At 35.2% G+C, this 19,485-nt stretch carries 25 protein-coding genes and 1 pseudogene; 14 read left to right on the top strand and 12 right to left on the bottom strand.

All coding sequences use genetic code 11. The features are described 5' to 3' along the window. Positions 1 to 294 precede the first annotated feature (294 nt). The 3 genes from FJ213_09840 (at position 295) to FJ213_09830 (ending at position 1,774) form a co-directional block, all read left to right on the top strand. The gene (locus FJ213_09840; GenBank protein ID MBM4176455.1) at positions 295 to 735 is read left to right on the top strand and encodes a hypothetical protein; all 441 of its coding nucleotides are present in this window, start codon (positions 295 to 297) and stop codon (positions 733 to 735) included. A 390-nt stretch (positions 736 to 1,125) separates the two neighbouring features. Then, a complete protein-coding gene (locus FJ213_09835; protein ID MBM4176454.1) occupies positions 1,126 to 1,428 on the top strand; it encodes a type II toxin-antitoxin system Phd/YefM family antitoxin in 303 nt (100 codons plus the stop codon). Further along, positions 1,391 to 1,774 carry a type II toxin-antitoxin system RelE/ParE family toxin gene (locus FJ213_09830; GenBank protein ID MBM4176453.1) on the top strand — a complete coding sequence of 128 codons (384 nt, stop codon included), beginning with the start codon at positions 1,391 to 1,393 and terminating at the stop codon, positions 1,772 to 1,774. The genes FJ213_09835 and FJ213_09830 overlap by 38 nt, the downstream gene beginning before the upstream one ends. Before the next feature lie 228 nt (positions 1,775 to 2,002). On the opposite strand, the gene FJ213_09825 is transcribed toward FJ213_09830, so the two are convergent. After that, positions 2,003 to 3,661, bottom strand: coding sequence for a hypothetical protein (locus FJ213_09825; protein ID MBM4176452.1), 1,659 nt, complete (start codon positions 3,659 to 3,661; stop codon positions 2,003 to 2,005). A gap of 226 nt (positions 3,662 to 3,887) precedes the next feature. Here FJ213_09825 and FJ213_09820 point away from each other — a divergent pair. The 11 genes and pseudogenes from FJ213_09820 to FJ213_09770 all read left to right on the top strand — a co-directional run bounded on the left by FJ213_09820 (position 3,888) and on the right by FJ213_09770 (position 9,616). After that, positions 3,888 to 4,199, top strand: a pseudogene (locus tag FJ213_09820) (type II toxin-antitoxin system RelE/ParE family toxin). 32 nt (positions 4,200 to 4,231) lie between these two features. Next, positions 4,232 to 4,507, top strand: a complete 276-nt coding sequence (locus tag FJ213_09815) for a helix-turn-helix transcriptional regulator (protein ID MBM4176451.1) — start codon at positions 4,232 to 4,234, stop codon at positions 4,505 to 4,507. 138 nt (positions 4,508 to 4,645) lie between these two features. After that, positions 4,646 to 4,882, top strand: coding sequence for a DUF1059 domain-containing protein (locus tag FJ213_09810; protein ID MBM4176450.1), 237 nt, complete (start codon positions 4,646 to 4,648; stop codon positions 4,880 to 4,882). A 12-nt stretch (positions 4,883 to 4,894) separates the two neighbouring features. After that, positions 4,895 to 5,521, top strand: coding sequence for an intradiol ring-cleavage dioxygenase (locus tag FJ213_09805; GenBank protein ID MBM4176449.1), 627 nt, complete (start codon positions 4,895 to 4,897; stop codon positions 5,519 to 5,521). Positions 5,522 to 5,533: 12 nt separating this feature from the next. Further along, positions 5,534 to 6,175: a hypothetical protein gene (locus tag FJ213_09800; GenBank protein MBM4176448.1), complete on the top strand. Its 642-nt coding sequence runs from the start codon at positions 5,534 to 5,536 to the stop codon at positions 6,173 to 6,175. Between the two features lie 31 nt (positions 6,176 to 6,206). Continuing rightward, a complete protein-coding gene (locus FJ213_09795; GenBank protein MBM4176447.1) occupies positions 6,207 to 6,653 on the top strand; it encodes an SRPBCC family protein in 447 nt (148 codons plus the stop codon). Between the two features lie 111 nt (positions 6,654 to 6,764). Continuing rightward, on the top strand, positions 6,765 to 7,301 hold the full coding sequence (locus FJ213_09790; protein ID MBM4176446.1) for a GNAT family N-acetyltransferase: 537 nt from the start codon (positions 6,765 to 6,767) through the stop codon (positions 7,299 to 7,301). A 322-nt stretch (positions 7,302 to 7,623) separates the two neighbouring features. Continuing rightward, positions 7,624 to 8,061 carry a nucleoside deaminase gene (locus FJ213_09785; GenBank protein MBM4176445.1) on the top strand — a complete coding sequence of 146 codons (438 nt, stop codon included), beginning with the start codon at positions 7,624 to 7,626 and terminating at the stop codon, positions 8,059 to 8,061. A gap of 137 nt (positions 8,062 to 8,198) precedes the next feature. After that, on the top strand, positions 8,199 to 8,963 hold the full coding sequence (locus FJ213_09780) for a creatininase family protein (GenBank protein MBM4176444.1): 765 nt from the start codon (positions 8,199 to 8,201) through the stop codon (positions 8,961 to 8,963). A 111-nt stretch (positions 8,964 to 9,074) separates the two neighbouring features. Beyond that, the gene (locus FJ213_09775) at positions 9,075 to 9,398 is read left to right on the top strand and encodes a DUF4258 domain-containing protein (protein ID MBM4176443.1); all 324 of its coding nucleotides are present in this window, start codon (positions 9,075 to 9,077) and stop codon (positions 9,396 to 9,398) included. Beyond that, a complete protein-coding gene (locus tag FJ213_09770; GenBank protein ID MBM4176442.1) occupies positions 9,395 to 9,616 on the top strand; it encodes a YgiT-type zinc finger protein in 222 nt (73 codons plus the stop codon). The genes FJ213_09775 and FJ213_09770 overlap by 4 nt, the downstream gene beginning before the upstream one ends. Before the next feature lie 45 nt (positions 9,617 to 9,661). On the opposite strand, the gene FJ213_09765 is transcribed toward FJ213_09770, so the two are convergent. From FJ213_09765 to FJ213_09715, 11 genes are all read right to left on the bottom strand, one after another. Then, positions 9,662 to 11,494: a DUF2723 domain-containing protein gene (locus FJ213_09765; GenBank protein MBM4176441.1), complete on the bottom strand. Its 1,833-nt coding sequence runs from the start codon at positions 11,492 to 11,494 to the stop codon at positions 9,662 to 9,664. A 35-nt stretch (positions 11,495 to 11,529) separates the two neighbouring features. Continuing rightward, the gene (locus tag FJ213_09760) at positions 11,530 to 12,135 is read right to left on the bottom strand and encodes a hypothetical protein (protein MBM4176440.1); all 606 of its coding nucleotides are present in this window, start codon (positions 12,133 to 12,135) and stop codon (positions 11,530 to 11,532) included. Between the two features lie 17 nt (positions 12,136 to 12,152). After that, positions 12,153 to 12,857 carry a hypothetical protein gene (locus FJ213_09755; GenBank protein MBM4176439.1) on the bottom strand — a complete coding sequence of 235 codons (705 nt, stop codon included), beginning with the start codon at positions 12,855 to 12,857 and terminating at the stop codon, positions 12,153 to 12,155. Between the two features lie 287 nt (positions 12,858 to 13,144). Then, the gene (locus tag FJ213_09750) at positions 13,145 to 14,134 is read right to left on the bottom strand and encodes a Gfo/Idh/MocA family oxidoreductase (protein ID MBM4176438.1); all 990 of its coding nucleotides are present in this window, start codon (positions 14,132 to 14,134) and stop codon (positions 13,145 to 13,147) included. A gap of 260 nt (positions 14,135 to 14,394) precedes the next feature. After that, a complete protein-coding gene (locus FJ213_09745; protein ID MBM4176437.1) occupies positions 14,395 to 15,687 on the bottom strand; it encodes a DUF5103 domain-containing protein in 1,293 nt (430 codons plus the stop codon). A gap of 6 nt (positions 15,688 to 15,693) precedes the next feature. After that, the gene (locus tag FJ213_09740) at positions 15,694 to 16,545 is read right to left on the bottom strand and encodes a site-specific DNA-methyltransferase (GenBank protein ID MBM4176436.1); all 852 of its coding nucleotides are present in this window, start codon (positions 16,543 to 16,545) and stop codon (positions 15,694 to 15,696) included. Further along, positions 16,538 to 17,392, bottom strand: coding sequence for a type II restriction endonuclease (locus tag FJ213_09735; GenBank protein MBM4176435.1), 855 nt, complete (start codon positions 17,390 to 17,392; stop codon positions 16,538 to 16,540). The genes FJ213_09740 and FJ213_09735 overlap by 8 nt, the downstream gene beginning before the upstream one ends. 5 nt (positions 17,393 to 17,397) lie before the next feature. Continuing rightward, a complete protein-coding gene (locus tag FJ213_09730; protein ID MBM4176434.1) occupies positions 17,398 to 17,652 on the bottom strand; it encodes a hypothetical protein in 255 nt (84 codons plus the stop codon). Positions 17,653 to 17,676: 24 nt separating this feature from the next. Beyond that, on the bottom strand, positions 17,677 to 18,429 hold the full coding sequence (locus tag FJ213_09725; GenBank protein ID MBM4176433.1) for a hypothetical protein: 753 nt from the start codon (positions 18,427 to 18,429) through the stop codon (positions 17,677 to 17,679). Beyond that, positions 18,426 to 18,836: a cobalamin B12-binding domain-containing protein gene (locus tag FJ213_09720; protein ID MBM4176432.1), complete on the bottom strand. Its 411-nt coding sequence runs from the start codon at positions 18,834 to 18,836 to the stop codon at positions 18,426 to 18,428. Before FJ213_09720 ends, FJ213_09725 begins: the two co-directional genes overlap by 4 nt. A 17-nt stretch (positions 18,837 to 18,853) precedes the next feature. Then, positions 18,854 to 19,267, bottom strand: a complete 414-nt coding sequence (locus FJ213_09715) for an HIT family protein (protein ID MBM4176431.1) — start codon at positions 19,265 to 19,267, stop codon at positions 18,854 to 18,856. Positions 19,268 to 19,485 lie beyond the last annotated feature (218 nt).

Raw genomic sequence — 19,485 nt, 5'->3', positions numbered from 1 at the left:
GGGGTCTCAACCTTCGGATAAAATACTTAACGTTATGTGCTCAATTAATAAATCTTTTAGTAAATAAAAGGAGATTGTTATGAAACTGAATATGCTAGGTTTTTTAGGATTTTTGGGGTTACTGGGTTCTCTTGGCTCTGCGCTTGATACTCCAGCATTATATGGACTATATGCTTTATTTGCACTCTTTGGATTGTTTGGATACAAAGAGAAGAAGGATAATGATTCAAAAAAATAGTTTTACGCAATATTAAAGTTCCTGATTCAAACTAATTGTATAAAGAAGGTGATCCATTGGAACTTGCAGAAGAGCAAATAAAATCTATTGCTGAAGATTTGGAAACTGGCTTTAAGGTTTACCTTAATATTGAAACAAAGGAAATAAAATCAATAATAGATTTTGATAATGATGTTTATGCAGATACCGAACTGTGGGAAGAAGATCTAAAAGAAATCGAAGAAAACTATGACAAATATCTTGAATTCGAGAAAATGGATTCAAGGGAATCATTTCAAGTAATGGCGGAATTTGTAGCAACCGTTAATGATGAAGAATTAAGAAAGAAATTGGAATTAGGATTAAGCCTCTCGAAACCGTTTAGAAATTTCAAGGATATAATTGACGGTGAAGTAGAATATAGAGAGAAATGGTTTGCTTTTAAAAACGCTGAGAATATAGGATTTGTAAAAGAACAACTAGATAGATATAATAAAAATTTAAGAGGCAGCACATAACCTGTGCCTCAAGCCGAAAGCATTTTCGCACTCGTCTTTTGTGCAGTTTAAAAGGTAGTTGCTCCGTATAATCGTTCTTGTTAAAGGTTATATGGATAAAAAAGTTTGTTATAATTGTTAATTGTATATTTTTAATTAATCATTGTTGTTCTGGGCTGTGGCTTAGCAACAAGAACGTATGTTTAAAGAAAATAATAAATTGAGTTCTCGGAAAACAAACAAAAAAAGGAGAACTCAAACGGTATGTTTATCCACCCTACCCACCTTCTTTTTGGTGGGTTGCGATTTAACATAACACGCCGTTATAAGGCTTAATTCATGATTCAATGTTAGAGTTGACATGGACTACTTAAAGGACTATATTGTAGTCGCATAATGAAAGGAAATAAAATGAAATATAGTGAAGCTGTAAAACCAATTAGTTATCTAAAAACTCATGCCTCTGAAGTGATTCGTAATGTTTCTGAAAATCGTAAAACATTGATAATTACTCACAATGGTGAAGCCAAAGTGGTTCTTCAAGATGTTAAAGTTTACGAAAAAACCCAGGAGAGCATCGCTTTACTTAAAATACTTGTATTAAGTGGGAAAGAACTCAGAAAAGGCAAATATAAAACATTGGAAAAATCCTTTGAAGATTTACGAAATCATATAGATGAATTTAAACGGGACCAACGTGAAATTCAAAGTTAATCCGCCTAAATCCAAGACAGCTAAATGGCGGGTAAATATTGTTTCTTCAGCAGAAGAGGATCTATTTGAAATTTATCAATATGTTTATTTTAACGATTCTGAAGAGAAAGCTGATAAATTGTATGCTAAATTGTATGAGAAATGTATATCACTTCAAGAATACCCCAATCGTGGTCATGTTCCCCCAGAATTGAGCCTCCTCGGAATAGATGATTTTTTAGAGCTAAACTATAAACCTTATAGAATAATTTATCAGATTATTGAGAAAGTAGTTTTTATCCACTGTGTATTAGATGGTCGCAGAGATATGCAAAAACTATTACAAGAAAGATTAATAAGAGAATAGATAAACGCCTTATATCCAGCCGCTCAACACGGACAGCCCCGACAAGTCGGGGTAAACTGTTTTTCAAAGCGGCTTTGCTGTCCGTCAGCTAACGGATGGGCGGCTTAGCGGCAGCGTCGTTATTCTCAGCTTAAAAAGAGAAAAGATTCTTGCACCCGAAATGTTTCTGGTTTAGTATTTATGAACATTGATTCTCAAGTCTCATTACTCACTACTCGATACTCATTACTATTTCCTTTTCCCAGCAGCGGTAGGAATTATCATTGTTCCGTTCGAAGAGACTTTGATCCAATAACCTTTTCCTTTTTCAAGTGTGGTAACAGCTTGATAACCATTTGAATAACCAAAAAATAATGAAGAAATTATACCAGGAGGATTTGTAGTGATATTAGAGGTCGGGACGTTGACATGGAGCGGACCGATCAAATTCCAGCCTGCATTTAAATTAATGTTGATAGAACTTTGAGGAATGCCCGTCAGATTTTTTGTTTGTGCTGAATTGAATTTCAACCAAAAGCCCTTGCCGAGCTGTGCTGTCGTTGCAGTGATGTATCCATTATCGTAATAATATGCATTTGAGACGGCTTCCGGAAAGATTGATGCGATGTTCATGTTTGCAAGATTAAGTGGAACGCTCAGTAAGTTCCAATCAGGTTGGATTTGAAATGATATCGTGATTGTGTTTTGTTCAGGCGCAGTTTTGATTAACCAAACATCATGCACTCCCGCACCATAAGAGAGAGTATATCCAGCAATTATATATTCTCCATCAGAGGTTTGCTTAACGCAATTACCGACATCCGATTGTGCACCTCCGTGAGTTATATCCCAGGTTTTATTTCCGTTCGGATCGGTTTTAATCAACCAAACATCCTCACTCCCTGCACCGAATGAAAGCGTGTACCCGGTAATTATATAACCGCCATCGTGTGCTTGCTGAACAAAGTTGCCGTAATCTCTGCCGCTTCCGCCAAAAGTTTTTGACCATTGTTCGTTTCCTGCGCTATCAGTTTTGATTAAATACAAATCATCTAAACCAGCACCGTAAGAAGCAGTGTATCCCGTGATTATATAACCTCCGTCTGTTGTTTGTTCAACCGCTAATCCTCTATCAGCATCACTGCCGCCGAAATACTTATGCCAAATTTGATTTCCAAGTGAATCAGCCTTTACAAGCCATACATTTCCCACAAAGCCAGGTCCATACGAAAACGTCCAGCCAGTAATAATAAATCCACCATCTGAAGTTAGTTGAACACACCATGCACCATCCGAACTCATCCCGCCGAGAGTTTTAGCCCATCGCAGATTTCCATTTGCATCTGTTCTGACAAGATAAACATCTCTGCTTCCCGCGCCAGAAGATGAAGTTGCTCCGGCAATAATAAAACCCCTATCGGAAGTTTGTTGAATCGAGTATCCTTCATCATCATTACTGCCGCCGAAAGTTCTCATCCATTCTGAATTGCCGAGTGAATCAGTTTTTTGAATTATAACATCTTTTGCTCCTGCGCCGAAAGATTTTGTATAACCAACTATGATGTACCCTCTATCAAAAGTTTGTCTGATCCCGAATCCTTCTTCATCATCGTTGCCGCCATAAGCATTGATCGACAATTGATTACCACTTGAATCTGTTTTGAGAAGTAAAATGTTTCGTCCGCTCATTGTTCCATAAGAACGAGTATAACCCGTGATAGCATAGCCGCCATCACTTGATTGAATTACGTGGCTTCCGACATCAATATTAGTTCCCCCGAAAGTTTTTTTCCAGAGAGTTTGAGGAGCTTGCCCAATGGCATCAACTATAAAAAAGAAAAAATAAATCAATATGAAAGAGGAAAAAATTCTACCCGACAATGCTGGACTTGATTTCAATGAGTTCATATCATCACACTTTTAATAAAATGTTGTTAAACTTCTATACGTTTATTCTAATTTACTTAAGTTGAGCGAAAGAGTCATACTAAACTTGCATGCAGTAAGCCAGCGAAATAGAAAATCTATTTTTGCAATTATTGAACTTTTTTAATGTTTTGTCTGTCGAAGCGAAATGCACAGGCAGATTAAAATTTCTATCGAAATATGTTAGTATTAATGCTAACTTTTTCATGTGCCAGAAGTTTATTCTTACCAATCAGAATCCGGTAAATGCCCAGTCATTGAATTTCTTGATTCATTGAGCGGCAAAAAGCTCAAAAGATTGCTTGGGTTTTAGAATTATTCGAAGAGATGTCCGTAGTTCCGAAACAATATTTAAAGAAATTAAAAAATACAGTTGATATCTGGGAAATCAGGGTTATTTTTTCAGGAGATCTTTAGAATCTTATGATTCTTTGAAAAGAAGAATAATTTTACTCTCACAAATGGTTTTGTAAAAAAATCACAAAAGACTTTGCAAGGTGAAATTGTCCTGGCTGATTAAAGAAAACGAACTTATTATGAGAGGAAAAAATTATGAGTGATTTGAAAAAATATATCTCAAAAAGAAAAAAAGAAGAGAGAGAGTTTTCTCAAAATTATGATGTCGGTTATCAAAATTTTAAAATTGGTGTTTTGTTAAAACAAATGCGTGAAGAATCCGGAATGACCCAGGAAGAATTAGCAGAAAAATTAGAAACAAAAAAATCAGTCATTTCAAGAAGAGAAAATCATTCAGAGGATTTCAGATTATCAACTTTTCGTCGTTATACCAAAACATTGGGAAGAAGAGTAAAAATTGAAGTTGTCTAATCGCGTACAAGCAAGTATTTAAGAGATTAGAAAGCCGACCGACTCAATACCCACAAAAAAACTTATCTCCCTCGAAACGTTTTTCAAGTTTGTTCTGTTATGTATTTGTATTTATGAAATTCAAGAACAGAGGGAAATATGAAGACAATGACCTGCAAACAACTCGGCGGTGCTTGTGACAAAAAATTTCATGCAAATTCATTCGAAGAAATTGCCGAACTGAGCAAACAGCGTGCAATGGAAATGTTTCAACATAATGATCCAGCCCATCTTAAAGCAATGAATGAAATGCAAAAGCTTATGAAAAATCCTGAATCGATGAAAGAATGGTTCGAGAATAAAAAGAAAGAATTTGAAGCATTACCTAATGAATAACGGAGACTAAAAATGAATATGTTACAATATATTTTTTTAACGATGATGCTGCTTAGTACATGTAAAGCTCAGAATTCTGAATTGATCGGTACATGCGAAGGATGTGAAGCAATTTTTGAATTTGGTAATAAAAAATTATCAGCTATCGATACATTAATAGATTTCACAAATCCTGGCAATAAAATTAAAATCTCCGGTACCGTTTACAAAAATGATGGAATAACACCTGCGAGAAATGTCATACTTTATGTTTACCACACCAATCAAGATGGTATTTATCCTAAAAAGGGAGACGAAAAAGGCTGGGCAAGAAGACATGGATACATAAGAGGCTGGATTAAAACCGATGAAATCGGAAAGTATACTTTTTATACTCTCAAGCCAGGCTCTTATCCTTCAAGAGATGAGCCTGCACATATTCATATTACGGTTTTAGAACCAAATGGAAAGTATTACTGGATACACGACTTTTATTTTGCAGATGATCCTTCGTTAACCAGTGAAGATAAAAAAAATTCGTCCATTAGAGGCGGTGGTAACAGAGTACTCAATCTTAAAAAAGAAAATAACTTACTGATTGGAACCCGAGATATTATTCTTGGGAAGAATGTACCTGGCTATGGAACTCAATCAGAGTAGTCGGCGTTTCAGATGACACACGGTGATATGCAAGCTCAGGTTCATAAAAATATTAACTATAAAGAAATATCAATCTTACTTATGAAAATAATCAGCAGCTCCTTCAATAAATTTCAGAATTCGAAATCCACAGTACATCAATTCATCATCGTCGGAATTTCAGCAGCATTTTTATTATTAGTTCCACTCGCTGCAATGCAGTTTACAGATGAAGTTGCCTGGAGCTTGTTCGACTTCTTTGCCGCATGGTTACTTTTATTCGGCACCGGTATAACGTATCTGCTCATTACTAGACAGATGAATAACACGGCATATAAAACTGCTGTGGGAATTGCAGCAGCTACTACTCTTTTGATCGTTTGGGCTAATCTTTCAGTAGGCATAATTGGCTCAGAAAACAATCCTGCTAATTTTATGTATTTAGGAGCTATCGCCGTAGAAATTATCGGCACAATAATTGCACGATTTCGAGCACACGGAATGTCGATAGCAATGTTTGCGACAGCATTCGCTAATGCGCTGGTTCTGGTAATTGCTCTCTCAATTAATTTGAGCGATGAAATAAATGAATCCATTATGATCTTGATACCGAATATTTTGTTTATCGGATTATGGATCTTTTCAGCATTGTTGTTTAGAAAAGCTAAGAGATAAGAATCTAAAATTTTAATAGGATTATTGTAGTATGTCAGAAAACACTGTTTCACTCCATCGTGTCCTTCGTGTAGCACCGGAAAAAGTTTATCGCGCATTTTTAGATGCCGATGCAATGTGCAAATGGTACCCGCCTAATGGATTTACTTGTCAAGTCCATCATCTCGAAGCGAAAGTTGGTGGAAGTTATAAAATGTCGTTCACAAATTTCAGTACGGGAAAAGTTCACTCCTTTGGAGGTAAATATATTGAATTGATACCTAAGGAAAAATTAGTGATCACTGACGAATTTGACGATCCGAATTTACCCGGGACAATGAAGACAACCGTTTCTCTAAAAAATGTGTCTTGCGGAACTGAAATTAAAATAGTTCAAGAGGACTTACCTGAATCAATTCCGATGGATGCTTGCTACCTCGGCTGGCAGGAATCGTTAGACTTGTTAGCGAAGCTTGTCGAAGCTGATGTGAAAGACTAGATCCACAGAAATAGACTGATTAAAAAGTCATATTCTATTTACGCTTCTTCAATTACTAACAAGTAAGTTCAATTCATTTTTTTTCATCTGCATAATTCAATAAATTGACCCATGCTTCCAAAAGTAAAACTCGAGCCAATTTCAATCGAACATGCGGTAGAGATTCAATCGCTCGTTACGAGTCATCCTGATATCGCGAAGTTTACTCGAATGCCCGAGCCATATCCTGAAAATGGAGCGGTCGATTGGATTAATTATGTAGTACCTCGGCATCATTCAGGTGATGAATATTGTTTTATTATTAAAAACGAAGCTGGACACATTGTCGGCTGCTGCGGTTTGATTGTCGACAAACAGAAAAACGAAGCTGAGCTTGGATATTGGATAGGATATAAATTTTGGGATCAAGGATTTGCTAGCGCTGCAATCCGTGAAGCGTTGCACTTTGCCTTTGATAAAATGAATTTCGTGCGAGTTCATGCACATTCACTAGAACGAAATAAAACCTCTCAATCGGTGCTGGAGAAAAACTCATTCAGATTTATTGGAACAAAATCAAACACCAATTCAAAATGGAATTCAGACGATCAGATCATGTTTTATGAAATAACAATTGATGAGTGGAGAAAACTACATTTGAGTTGTTAGTTGGTTACAGCTCTCCAAGACTCGTAGGCAGTTAAGAGTTCCTTTTCACATTCACTAATGGGGACCACTAAAAACTCCAAATAACAAAAAACAAATCTCAAATAATCTTCTCTGAAGGCTCCTTCGGAAACAACCAAAATTCAATCCGCTGTGGCGGACAAAACAAAGCAAAAAAGTATTCGTTTGAAATTTAGTTCATAGAATTTGGAATTTATTTGTCATTTGGAATTTGTGTTTTGAGATTTTAGAGATGCGCTAATTTCATTCTACCATTCTCCTGTTTCATTTCTTATTTTTGCTGTCACAATTATAAAGGAGACTAATGGACGAGTTCATGCAAGCTGCAATCGATGAAGCGAAAAAAGGATTGGCCGAAGGAGGAATTCCAATCGGTTCGGTGATTGTACATAATGGTCAAATCATCGGACAGGGACACAACCGCAGAATCCAAAACGGAAGTCCGATTCTTCACGGTGAAATGGACGCATTTGAAAATGCAGGACGTCTTTCAGCTTCTGTATATAAAAATAGTGTTTTGTATACAACTCTCTCCCCTTGCTCAATGTGCAGCGGAGCAATTCTTCTTTATGAAATTCCGAAAATCATTATCGGGGAGAATATAAATTTTATGGGTGAAGAAGAACTGCTCACATCACGAGGCGTTCAAATTGAAGTATTGCAAAATGCAGAGTGCATTAATTTGATGTCTGAATTCATTAAAACTCATCCAAAACTTTGGTTCGAAGATATTGGGAATTAGTAAAAGATTTTAATGGAACGCGCATGCCGCGGATCAGCTATGATTAGAACTGAGCCATTTTTATAATTTCAATTTTTCGGAAACATAGATAAACAGTCAGCCAATAACAAAAATATTAAAGAATGTGAGAGTATTGAATGTCATCACGCAATTATATCCTCAATGAATTAACTTGGAAAACTGCTCAGCATACAAAATATGAGGTAGCAATTTTACCATGGGGTTCAACGGAGCCGCATAATTATCATCTTCCATATTCAGCAGACACAATCCAATCACAATACATTACTGAAGAATCTGCGCGCAAAGCTTGGGAGAAGGGAGCGAAAGTAATTGTACTTCCAACAATTCCAATCGGAGTGAATTCCGGGCACTTAAATTTGAATATGACGCTGAATATTAATCCATCAACACAATTAAAAATTCTTCGGGATGTTCTTTACTCGGTTCAACAACATAGCGTAAAAAAATTTGTGATTATAAACGGACATGGCGGCAATGATTTCAAATTGCTCATTCGTGAATTAAAATTAGAATTCAAAGATATGTTTATCGGTTTGATAAATTGGTACAAAGTCAATGAAGGTCATAATTTTTTCAATGAACCCGGTGAACATGGCGGAGAAATGGAAACAAGCAATTTGATGGTGATAAAACCTGAACTCGTATTACCCACAAACGAAGCCGGGGATGGAAATGAGAAGAAATCAAAAATTAAGGGATTGAGAGAAAGTTGGGTTTGGACTCCCAGAGATTGGGATAAAATCACAGAGGACACTGGTCTTGGAAATCCGAAAAAAGCAACAAAAGAAAAAGGGGCAGCTTATTTGAATTCATTGACTAATCAAATAAGTGAATTTCTTTATGAATTATCTCAAGCTAAAATTGATGAGATTTATTAAATCTATTCAGGTATAAAAGAAATTGAATTTCTTCTAATATTGTTTTTAAAGAATTACTTATTGCATCTGAAATAAATTAAGAATAAAATAGACTAGAAGGTTAAAGTTAAAATGACTCAGGATATACTGGAATTCATCAAGGAGTGTGTCTCACATGGAAGGATATTTTGGACTTATCATCTTAATTTACGATTGAGTGAAAGATTCATACCAAGGAGTTATATAATTGCATCAGTGAGTAAATATGAAATTATTGAGAGTTATCCTAATGATAAATATCTACCGAGTTATTTAGTTTATTCTAAGCATAATAATGTGATTTTTCATATTTTATTTGCCGTAGAGGAAAAGAACAATAATGTGCGAGTGATAACTTCTTATAAACCTGATAATGAAAAATGGGAAGATGATTTTAAAACTAGGAGAATCAAATGAAATGTCATGAATGTGGAGCTGAATTTGAAAAATTGATTACTGATTTACCATTTAAAGTAAAACAAGACTCAATTGTGATAATCAAAAAACTTCCTATCTACCAGTGCACGAATTGCAGAGAGTATCTTATTGAAGACGAAACGATGGAAATGGTTGATAAACATCTGAATAAGATAGATAAAAGTGTGGAACTTGAAATATTAAGCTTCGCAAATTGATCAAATCTAGTTTTTTGATTCTATCACCAATTAAGATGGGAATTGTTAGTTAGAATAATTTTCAATTAAAACTCTTAAATCATCAGGAATTTCAAACTCTGGAAAATCTGCATGGAGCTTTAAAAGATACGATTTAGCTTCATTCAACTTACTGTATTGCAATTCATAAATGGCTCGGTTCAACAGCATCGTAATAATAAGATTTCTCACCTCAACAGTTGGGATTGTCCTTTTTTCGGAAAAACGAATTTTGAAATCAGGTTTCGATGCTGGCGAATACTTGTCTGAATTCACAATTTTATAAAGAAACAAATCTGGAATGATTCTCGTCTCTTCTTCAAGACTAAACTTCCCTCTTTGTATCAAATTAGCGATTTCTTGTGAAACGTAAATCGATCGATCCTTGGTATCAAGTCTTACACTTGCACTATCCATTTGAATTACTTCCGGATGAGATTTTTTCAGTTGCGAATAATACCATCTCTGCTGGAGAAGAAGATGCTCAGCGACAACAATATCAGTTTTGAATTCTTCAGCAAACTGGTAATAAAGTGCAGGAAAATAGAATGAAGAATTGCTGCTCATGATTATTGAACCTCGATCGAGTGAATTCATCATCGCTTTAGTGTAATCCTCGAATAAGTAATTTACACTTTCATCAACACGGTAATGATTAAAAATAATTTCTGAAAGTAAGCAGATTGTTCCGATTAAAATCAGAGCAGGACATTTCATCCTTGAATCTATTTTTATTTTAGTAACAGTGGTTAATCCGATCACAGAAAATAAAACAAGTGAAAAATATGCTGCTAAAAAGTAATTATCGATATCGGGAATTCCATAAAAAGCCGTAAACATTACACAAGTGATTAGAATTAATATAGTCGCAATAAACAATTTTCTTACATGAAAAAAAGAAGTAACTATTCCGAAAAACGAAACTAAAAGTACTAAACCTAATTCATTGGATTTAAAATCAGTCGCGTCGAAATTAATTGTAATCGCCTGAAAAAAAACAGAAAGTTGTTCAATAAATGTTCTGCCTGTCTGAAGCACAAACTGATGATATAATTTTCCAGAAATGTGATCAACTGCAGCGCCCAGTGTGGATGGATTTCCCCAATTCATTACAGGCAGCATTGACGCGCGTAAGGGAAGGTAAGAATAAAGCAAAACTACAATGGGCAAAAATATTAATTTCATAACAAGAATTTTTTTTATTCCAGCGAATTTGTATTTGACCAAAAACAAATAAGCTGCTGCAGGCAGAATGAAAATAATTGACATGTGATTCGTAAAACCAAGAGCGAGAAAAACCGCAAATAAAATCCATTCTTTGGAAATTATTTTTTCTTCATCCTTATTGCAGAAAGCTTTCAGTAAATAGTAAAATGAAAGTGAAAAAAGAAGCATGTGCAATGAGTACACTTCAATTGATGTACTTTGAGCCCAAAAAGTTTTACTGAATGCGAGAAACAATCCACTGCTGATCGAAATGAAATATTTCATCCAATACGGGATATCACTTTCGTTTGAGCTTTCATCTCGGTTAGATTTGAAATGAGAAAGATTATTCAATAAAAACATTACCGTTCGAATGAACACGGCAACTGCCGCTGATGTCCATATTGCTGCTAATAGATTCGCCTGAAAAATCGGAGTGAAAGGTAAAGGAATTAACAAGAAAAGATATCCGATAATTGTAAAAAGCGGATAACCTGTTGGATGCGCAATCCCAAGAGTGTATTGAACTGCAGCTAACTCACCGGCATCGGCTGCAACAACTGTTGGTGCGATCGTGTTTAAGTAAACTAAAAAAACAAAAAAAGAAGTAAACAAGTAGTAATACTTTTTCAACAATTCAAAAAACTTATTCACTTCTCGAAATTCACTCTATATTCATCAAGACTTTTTCAGCGAAACTCTCTATCGATAATATCAATCTCTCCTGGATAAGTAATATTTCCGAACATAGATTTCACTGTCGGCTTTGCCTTCAGCGTAACTCGATGAGGATTTCCACCTAATCCGCCAAGCTTTAAAGCGAGATCGATTAAGCCGTCATAACCTCTCTCGGAGAAAAATTTGTAAAGATCGAAATTTATACCGATCGGAAACCTTGTTGCCTCTCCTCTTCCGGGGACTGCAATCGGGCTGGCAATATTTCCTGCAATGGTTTCTTTATCATCGATGAACAATCTCCACTTGAAATCAACAATGTCCAGATCTTGACGCGGGTATCCACCGCCGTCATTTGGATTCAATGCATCGATGTAAAGATTGAAACTGACTGGTAAAGTCCCCCGCGTAATTCCATTTAAGAATTGTGCGGCATCAAGTACATTGAAATCTCTGACCGATCCTTTGTTGGAAACATTTATGCCCATTATAGTAAAGTTTCCAATGCTGTCGAGTTTAAATTTCAGTCTTGAAATGTTTTCAATCTGCTTCAAGACCGAGCAGCTGATTTGAGATAGAGATAATGTTAAAACTATGGAGAAAATAATTTTGTTTTTCATTTTTCACTCCAACTAATTTAAAAGAATATTACAGCACCTAAATGTATTGAAAGCATATCCGTGGTAGATTTTAAAACATCATAAGCCACATTACCGCCACCAATATTTCTAATTGATCCTTCTTTAAGATATTCAGCGCGTGAACCAAGTAAATACCTTGCTTTAATATCGAGATAAATTGGTAATGGTCTACCAGATACATCATCTTTTCCTTCATAAACCCATATCATCATTCCTCCGCCTGCTCCATAGCTCCATGCCCAATCACTGAAATTTGTAGAACTCGCAATCTCTTCTCCTTTGCTGGCGTTCTCAATTTTACTTTCAGTGTAAAGATAAGCTCCGCCGAATAGTCCCTCTAAGTATGGTCGAAATTTGCCTGCTTGTGGAATAATTTTAAATAGAACATGAAAATTGACAAGATTATTCGATTCAGTTAGATCTACTGTAACACCTGGAATAGTTGTGCTAAATGGAACACGCTTTGTTTGGCTGCCGTAAGTTAGGAACCCGAGATTTAAACCAACTGAAAATGGAACAGATCGATTCGGACTCCAAGAAAAATGGCCTGCCAATCCAAATCCCACATTATCAATGTTTTCTTTGAATTCACCTTGCGGAAGACCGAGCATCGCGTTAAGACCTAAATCAACCTGAGAATATCCGGTATTCACAAAATACAATGTTATTAAGGCAATTGATAGTAAACGTAATTTAGACATTAAGTACTCCTTTTTAGATAAATGATGATTATTCTTTAATGCTTAAATGTCACCGATCATTTTTTATTATGATTCTTTTTAAAATTAGAGAAAAAAATATCTACAAGAAAGTAAATTCAACATTTATCTTAATCATCAATAGAAGTGGAAATTGTTTTGATAGATAACTAAGCTGGATTTGAGAACAGTGTAAAACAAAATATACTAAACAGAACTAGCATTGATCATCAGCAAACTGGAGCAACGTAAACAAAACTTATTCAGATACAATAATCGTTTAGTATTCGTTATGCTTTCCAGAGCGAACTTTCCTTTATTTTTTGAATAATCTCATCTGCAACTTCGAGAGCACGTTTTCCGTCTAATGCAGTTACAACGGCTTGAGATTTATCTTTAACACTTCGAATAAATAATTCCAGTTCATATTTCAGAGCATTGATAGAAGGTATCTCCGGCTGTTCGTAAATAACTTTTTTCTTTCTCACGCCAACTCCAATTTCACCATAAGAAATTCCAAGGGCTTCTTCATCAGGCGAAACGAGCCGGTATATTTCTGAGGTACCTTGAAGGAAATCGATTGTTATATATGCATCTTGTTGAAACATTCTCATCTTCCGCATTTTCTTTTGAGATATCCTGCTTGCAGTTACATTTGCAACACAACCATTTTCAAACTGTATTCTTGCGTTTGCGATATCTATGCTGTCAGAGACAACTGCTACACCATTCGCATCGACCTTCACAACTTCACTTTTAACAAGGTTTAGAATTATGTCTATATCGTGGATCATTAAATCCAAAACAACAGCGACATCGGTTCCACGAGGATTAAATTGCGAGAGACGATCGCATTGAACGAACATAGGTTCTAATTTATATTTTTCTAAAGCCAAAAGAGCAGGATTAAATCTTTCAATATGGCCAACTTGTATCATCAATTTTTTTTCTTCAGCTTTTTTGATCAGCTCTTCTGCCTGGCGGATGGTTGTAGTAATAGGTTTTTCGATGAATAAATTTACATTCTTATCGAGCGCTTTAATTCCAATTTCATGGTGAAGACTCGTTGGCGCGGAAATTACAACAGCGGTCACGTTCGATAACAGCTCATCGAGAGAATCAAAGCTCAAAACAGAATATTGTTCAGCCATTGATTGTGCATTCGATTTATCTAAATCAAATATACCGATACACTCCGCTTCTGAAATTTCCTTTAATAATTTTAAATGAAGCTTTCCGAGATGACCGACACCAACAACACCGATTTTTACTTTCGACATAAATTAACTCTATAAATATATACAATTTAAAAGTTTATCCAGCATAAAGCAGATTTAATAAACATCTTTTTTGTTTTTTGTGTTTTTGCGGCTTTTTGGCAAATCAGCTTGACTATTAAAAGGGTTACCTGTCAGTATAGAAAGATTAAATTGGAAATGAATAGAAATATGGATGGGGACGAGATAAACAGCCGCTAAGACGCTAAGGCTCGAAGCAGCGCAAAGAATTTTTAAGTTACACACTTAGAGATCTTTCCGAATCATCTTGAATAAATTTCCTTAAATGCGACTATTCTATCGTAGCCGCCATAAAGTGGATCTTGATAATAAGCAAAAACATAATACACATTAGTTATCCCCCAATCGCTTCCTTCGAGTTCCAGCCAATCAAGCTTCTCTGCTTTTTTCGTTGAATCATTCCATACACCCAATACATATTGATAGTCATAGACTCCACGTTTGAGTGTTAAAATCTTCGAATAGTAATTACTGCTGCGTTCCATTTTATTTTCATAACTTGGCATCCAGTCATTAAAACTTCCAATCAGAAAAAGATCTTTTGAAAAAATTTGTGGTGAGCTTAGCACAAAATTGAACTCGAGGTAATCGTTGTAAACGTCATCTTGTTTGTACCTTTTCGAACCGCCATTGAAATCACGACCGCCAAGTTGAAATTTACGAGTGACATCAACGCCCTCGAAATTTTGATGAAGCTTATTGCCCATATATTTTTTAACGTCAAGCAGATCTAATTGACGATATTCATTACCTGGAAAAATATCGCGTTTAATAAACCGCTTGGTTGCATGCGAAATGAATTCGAAATAGCTGTTCTTCGAAATTTTCTCGATGTTAACTCGATAAGGAAAATTAAACTTTTGATTCTGAACTATCTCGATTTCTTTTTGATAGAATGCATCATAATATGCAGGAGTGGTAACTTCGGCAGCGATTTGATCGCGGCGGTTCCACTGCATTATTTCAAATAGGCTATCGTCAATTACATGTCGTGAGTGTCTAACTTTTATCGGGAATTCTTGGTGTACAACAATGAACCTCCCAGTACCATAAATTTTTGTTTCATCTTTGAAATCAGCAATTACAAAACTCCACTTTCCAGAAAAAGGAAATGTTACTTGCTCTCGTTCATCCGGAAATTTTTGCTTGAAAGTATATGTGTAATGCTTCACTCCAGTTGGAGCCGATCTGAATTGGAGATTATAAAATCTATCCCTCCCGGTATTTAATAGAAAAATATTATCGTACTGATTCCAATCTCTATCGCAGAATTTAAAAATTATTTGCAGGTTCGGTTTGAGTCTTGTTGTAATATCAAACTCAATAACGATATGATCATTTGTAGTGTTTTCAGTTCCATCAACATCGAGGTCGCGATAGACAATTATTGGTGGAAGAATTTCATTTCGTACGGAGTAGACGCGAAGGTCTTTGATTGTTAAATCGCTTTCACCAAATAAATTTATGAATAAAGATAAAATAAATAGAATCGTCCACACTGTTTCATTCCAAATATTTAATTGAGTAAGATGGATAGAACATTATTTTTTCTTTTTTGCTTTAGCGGTGACAAGTTTTTGTTTCGGATATTCAGATCGGTCGTCGAATAAAGAAAGTGATTGAGAAAATTCAAATACATCGGTTTTACATTTAATTTCTTTTATTTTTCCTACTAATCGTTTCGTGATAACTTCAACATATTTTTCTGAAATATCCATTGTTATGTAATTTCTTTTAAGTCGCTTAGCAACCGCTGCTGTAGTACCTGTTCCACCGAATGGGTCCAAAACTATATCTCCCTCGTTTGAGCTGACTTTAATAATCCTTTCGAGTAAATTTTCAGGCATCTGGCATGGATGCTTTCCTAATCTTTCTTTGAAAGTTCCGCAAACTCTCGAATATTCCCAAACATCATCGGGTACTTTTCCCTTTGGATGAGCTCGTTTATCGTTATAGACAAGCTGTCTTGCGGATGGGATTCTTATCTCATCACTGTTGAATGTAAATGAATTCTCATCTTTAGTGAAATATAAAATGTGAGTATGCGATCTATTGAATTTCTTTCGTTGATTCTGACCAAAAGTATAGTACCACACAATCCAGTTTCTAAATTTAAATCCGATTCTCTTCAAAATTAAATTTATTTCAGCCGCGAATTCATCTCCTATTGCAATGTAAATTGAGCCAGATTTTTTTAAAATTCTATAAGTCTCTTTGATCCATTCCTCAGACCAAGAGTAGTAATGATCGTAGTTTTTTTTATCATCATAATTATCGTACTTGATACCAATGTTAAACGGAGGATCGGCAAAAACTAAATCCACTGAACTGTCGGGTAAACTCGACATTACCTCGATGCAATCACCTAAGATTACTTTATTTAATTCAATCATTCTCTATTTCAAATAGTTCACAAGGCTTAAATTTGAATTGCAATTTAGTCGGGTCAGGTGTACCTCCCTTTCTTTGCATTGTAATTTTACCAATGTATAAATTCCCTTTTGAAGAGAGTACAACATCGCCCTTTCCATAAAAATTCATTGTTGTATTTATATCCTTCAAAATCCAACTTCTTGTTTTTTTTATTCTATTGTATCTTGACACGAGAATCCAATTAGCAGATAATCCCCCCCGTCCTTTGAGGATATCAGTAAGAACAATAATTCTATTTTCATTAAAAAATGAAAGTATTTTTTGTTGAATTCTTAACGGCATTTCATCCATATACACTTTTCGTTTATCTCTTAATTTAATTTTCCCAATCAAGTACTTGTACTTTCGTGGTAAAATTTCACCTGTAAAAAGTTTCAGCCATAAGGAAATTTCATCATCGAATTTCCACATTTCTTGATATGAATCCACTGACCTTTTATCAATTTGATTATAATTAGCATCTTTATTTGCTTTTTTTAGTGATATATTTTCAATTTTTATGATATTTCCAATTGTTATAATAATTCGAACCTGAGCATCTGCTTTCTTGAATCTGACAAAATCATAATACTCTGTTTCTGAAATATTAAATTTTTCAATTTCATCTTTTTTGATTCTAGTCGGAATACGAATCGCCAAAACGGAATTAATCTTTTCTAAATCATAACCCATAGTTTTGAGCCAGACTTGAGTATTGATATCTCTTTTCCAATTGTTAAACTTTTTACAAATCATTCCTTCATTGGAAAATCCACCTTTTGCCGTCCTCGATCCTAATTTTTTCTTTTCAAGTTTAGTCAGTGGCAATATAGTTACTCTTTCTTTTTTTCGGGATGAATGATTTCAACACATTTGATGCTTGGATAGGGAATAAAAATCTCTATATCTCTATCCTGATACTTCGCCAGAAGCATCAATCCATCTTCGAAAACTTCGATCAGTTTCCCAGTCTTAAAGACAATTTCATAAAAAGGATTTTCCATCTTTTCGGATTGAACTATTCCGTAATTTTCGTGCAAAGTTACGTTTACATCATAGTTAAGATATTTATTCCAATTTATTTTCATTTTGCTCCAATGGTTTGACAGACTCTATTCGAAAAACTGTTTTAATATTTCCAATAACGATTCAATATCACTGCACGGATAATTTTGTTTGATAAAATTTTCAAGTGAAAGTTTGGAATCCATATAAATTAAATCAGCATAAATTACCGAAATAATTTTTTGAATATCTTTCTTCGCTTCTAAATCGCTGCAGCTGAATCCTCGCTTTACTTCATCGAGCAGGATTAATAGATTGTCTAATTCGCTCTCGTACTCTTCAAAAGAAAATTCATTGTCGGGTATTAGTACTTTATCAACGAGAGTATAGAATTGAATTGGCAGAATCCTTAAAGTTGAACCAAAAACATTTTCGAATCTGCTGTCGTAAATCTTAATGAAATATCCTAAATCTGAATCGAAATCATAAAACTCAGGCAAGTTTCTGCCAATTACCATCGAGTCGCAAAATTCAAATTCCGGTTCAAAGCTGTAAACATAGATTGAATAATTGAACGAAGTAGAATTTGGGATCGAATCGACAATTACTGTTTCATCAGCGGCGTCGCCATCTAAATCATAAAAATAGATCGATGGATTTGAAAAATACTTTGAGTAGATTTTCTTGCCCCGCAAATCTGAAACCAGAAATTGATTCCCCTTTTTATCCTTTAAAATTTTAATTATGTGATTAGACACCGTATCTTCAATGACTGATGGATATGCCGGTGCATTGATGAGTAAAAAAATAATCAAATAATTAACAAATTGGGCATAGCGAGAAGAATCAACTTTTTTCAATTTGCAGCTTTATTTTCGTTGAACCAATTTTTTATGTATTTAATTATTTCGATGGTGGTTGCGCCAGGTGTAAACAATTCACCGCATCCCATTGATTTCAGCTGCTTTAGGTCTTCTGAAGGAATAATTCCACCGCCGGTAAGCAGTACATCATTTAGCTCTTTCTCTTTCATAAGGTTAATTACCTTCGGGAATATTGTCATGTGCGCACCGCTTAGCAGACTAATTCCTATCACATCAACGTCCTCTTGAAGTGCGGCTTCGACAATCATTTCGGGAGTCTGACGCAATCCGGTATAAATAACTTCCATACCGGCATCGCGTAATGCGGCGGCAATAACTTTAGCACCACGATCGTGCCCGTCAAGTCCGGCTTTCGCGATTAATACTCTTATTTTTCTCTCCATAAATTTCTCTGATTATTCTAATTGATCTGATTACGAATCTTCTGAGCGTAATTGCTCATCTCTCCATCTTTGTACTTTTTAAGATTGATAATGAATTTGAAATTATCTGATTTGTAACGGGGAGTAACGTGAAAGTGAAAATGAAATACCGATTGCCCTGCGGCTTTTCCGTTATTCGAAAAGATATTGAATCCATCAGGGCTTAGTGAATCGACAATCGCCTTTGTAATTTTTCGAGTAACGTGAACAAGTTCGTCCAGTAGGTCAATCGGAATATCTAAAAAATCATTCGAATGAATTTTAGGAACGACAAGTACATGACCATAATTCAATGGATTAATATCTAAAAAAGCAATTATAGAATCCGACTCGAACACAACCTCTGCCGGAACTTCACGATTTATAATCCTGCAAAATATACAATCGTTCATGATTTCAAAATAAAATTAGCCAATTATGAACAGGAAAGCAATCAGTCGAATGCGAAGTCAATCAAGTGCGGAATGTGGAATGCGGAGTTAATCAAATGCGGAATGCGAAATGCGGAGCGATGCACTGAGCTTGTCGAAGTGTGCGAAGTTGGGAATATGAAGTGTTAGTTTCAAATTGTTCCTGGCTGTTGGTCTGGCTACAATTACAACTCAACATT

The organism is Ignavibacteria bacterium (assembly GCA_016873845.1).
Classification (GTDB): Bacteria; Bacteroidota; Ignavibacteria; order Ch128b; family Ch128b; genus JAHJVF01.
This window is presented reverse-complemented; position numbering and strand designations above follow the sequence as displayed.

Coding starts and splice junctions, on each gene's coding strand:
- FJ213_09835 (MBM4176454.1), top strand. CDS start 1,126: ATGAAATATAGTGAAGCTGTAAAACCAATTAGTTATCTAAAAACTCAT.
- FJ213_09830 (MBM4176453.1), top strand. CDS start 1,391: ATGAATTTAAACGGGACCAACGTGAAATTCAAAGTTAATCCGCCTAAA.
- FJ213_09825 (MBM4176452.1), bottom strand. CDS start 3,661: ATGAACTCATTGAAATCAAGTCCAGCATTGTCGGGTAGAATTTTTTCC.
- FJ213_09815 (MBM4176451.1), top strand. CDS start 4,232: ATGAGTGATTTGAAAAAATATATCTCAAAAAGAAAAAAAGAAGAGAGA.
- FJ213_09810 (MBM4176450.1), top strand. CDS start 4,646: ATGAAGACAATGACCTGCAAACAACTCGGCGGTGCTTGTGACAAAAAA.
- FJ213_09805 (MBM4176449.1), top strand. CDS start 4,895: ATGAATATGTTACAATATATTTTTTTAACGATGATGCTGCTTAGTACA.
- FJ213_09800 (MBM4176448.1), top strand. CDS start 5,534: ATGACACACGGTGATATGCAAGCTCAGGTTCATAAAAATATTAACTAT.
- FJ213_09795 (MBM4176447.1), top strand. CDS start 6,207: ATGTCAGAAAACACTGTTTCACTCCATCGTGTCCTTCGTGTAGCACCG.
- FJ213_09790 (MBM4176446.1), top strand. CDS start 6,765: ATGCTTCCAAAAGTAAAACTCGAGCCAATTTCAATCGAACATGCGGTA.
- FJ213_09785 (MBM4176445.1), top strand. CDS start 7,624: ATGGACGAGTTCATGCAAGCTGCAATCGATGAAGCGAAAAAAGGATTG.
- FJ213_09780 (MBM4176444.1), top strand. CDS start 8,199: ATGTCATCACGCAATTATATCCTCAATGAATTAACTTGGAAAACTGCT.
- FJ213_09775 (MBM4176443.1), top strand. CDS start 9,075: ATGACTCAGGATATACTGGAATTCATCAAGGAGTGTGTCTCACATGGA.
- FJ213_09770 (MBM4176442.1), top strand. CDS start 9,395: ATGAAATGTCATGAATGTGGAGCTGAATTTGAAAAATTGATTACTGAT.
- FJ213_09760 (MBM4176440.1), bottom strand. CDS start 12,135: ATGAAAAACAAAATTATTTTCTCCATAGTTTTAACATTATCTCTATCT.
- FJ213_09755 (MBM4176439.1), bottom strand. CDS start 12,857: ATGTCTAAATTACGTTTACTATCAATTGCCTTAATAACATTGTATTTT.
- FJ213_09750 (MBM4176438.1), bottom strand. CDS start 14,134: ATGTCGAAAGTAAAAATCGGTGTTGTTGGTGTCGGTCATCTCGGAAAG.
- FJ213_09740 (MBM4176436.1), bottom strand. CDS start 16,545: ATGATTGAATTAAATAAAGTAATCTTAGGTGATTGCATCGAGGTAATG.
- FJ213_09730 (MBM4176434.1), bottom strand. CDS start 17,652: ATGAAAATAAATTGGAATAAATATCTTAACTATGATGTAAACGTAACT.
- FJ213_09720 (MBM4176432.1), bottom strand. CDS start 18,836: ATGGAGAGAAAAATAAGAGTATTAATCGCGAAAGCCGGACTTGACGGG.
- FJ213_09715 (MBM4176431.1), bottom strand. CDS start 19,267: ATGAACGATTGTATATTTTGCAGGATTATAAATCGTGAAGTTCCGGCA.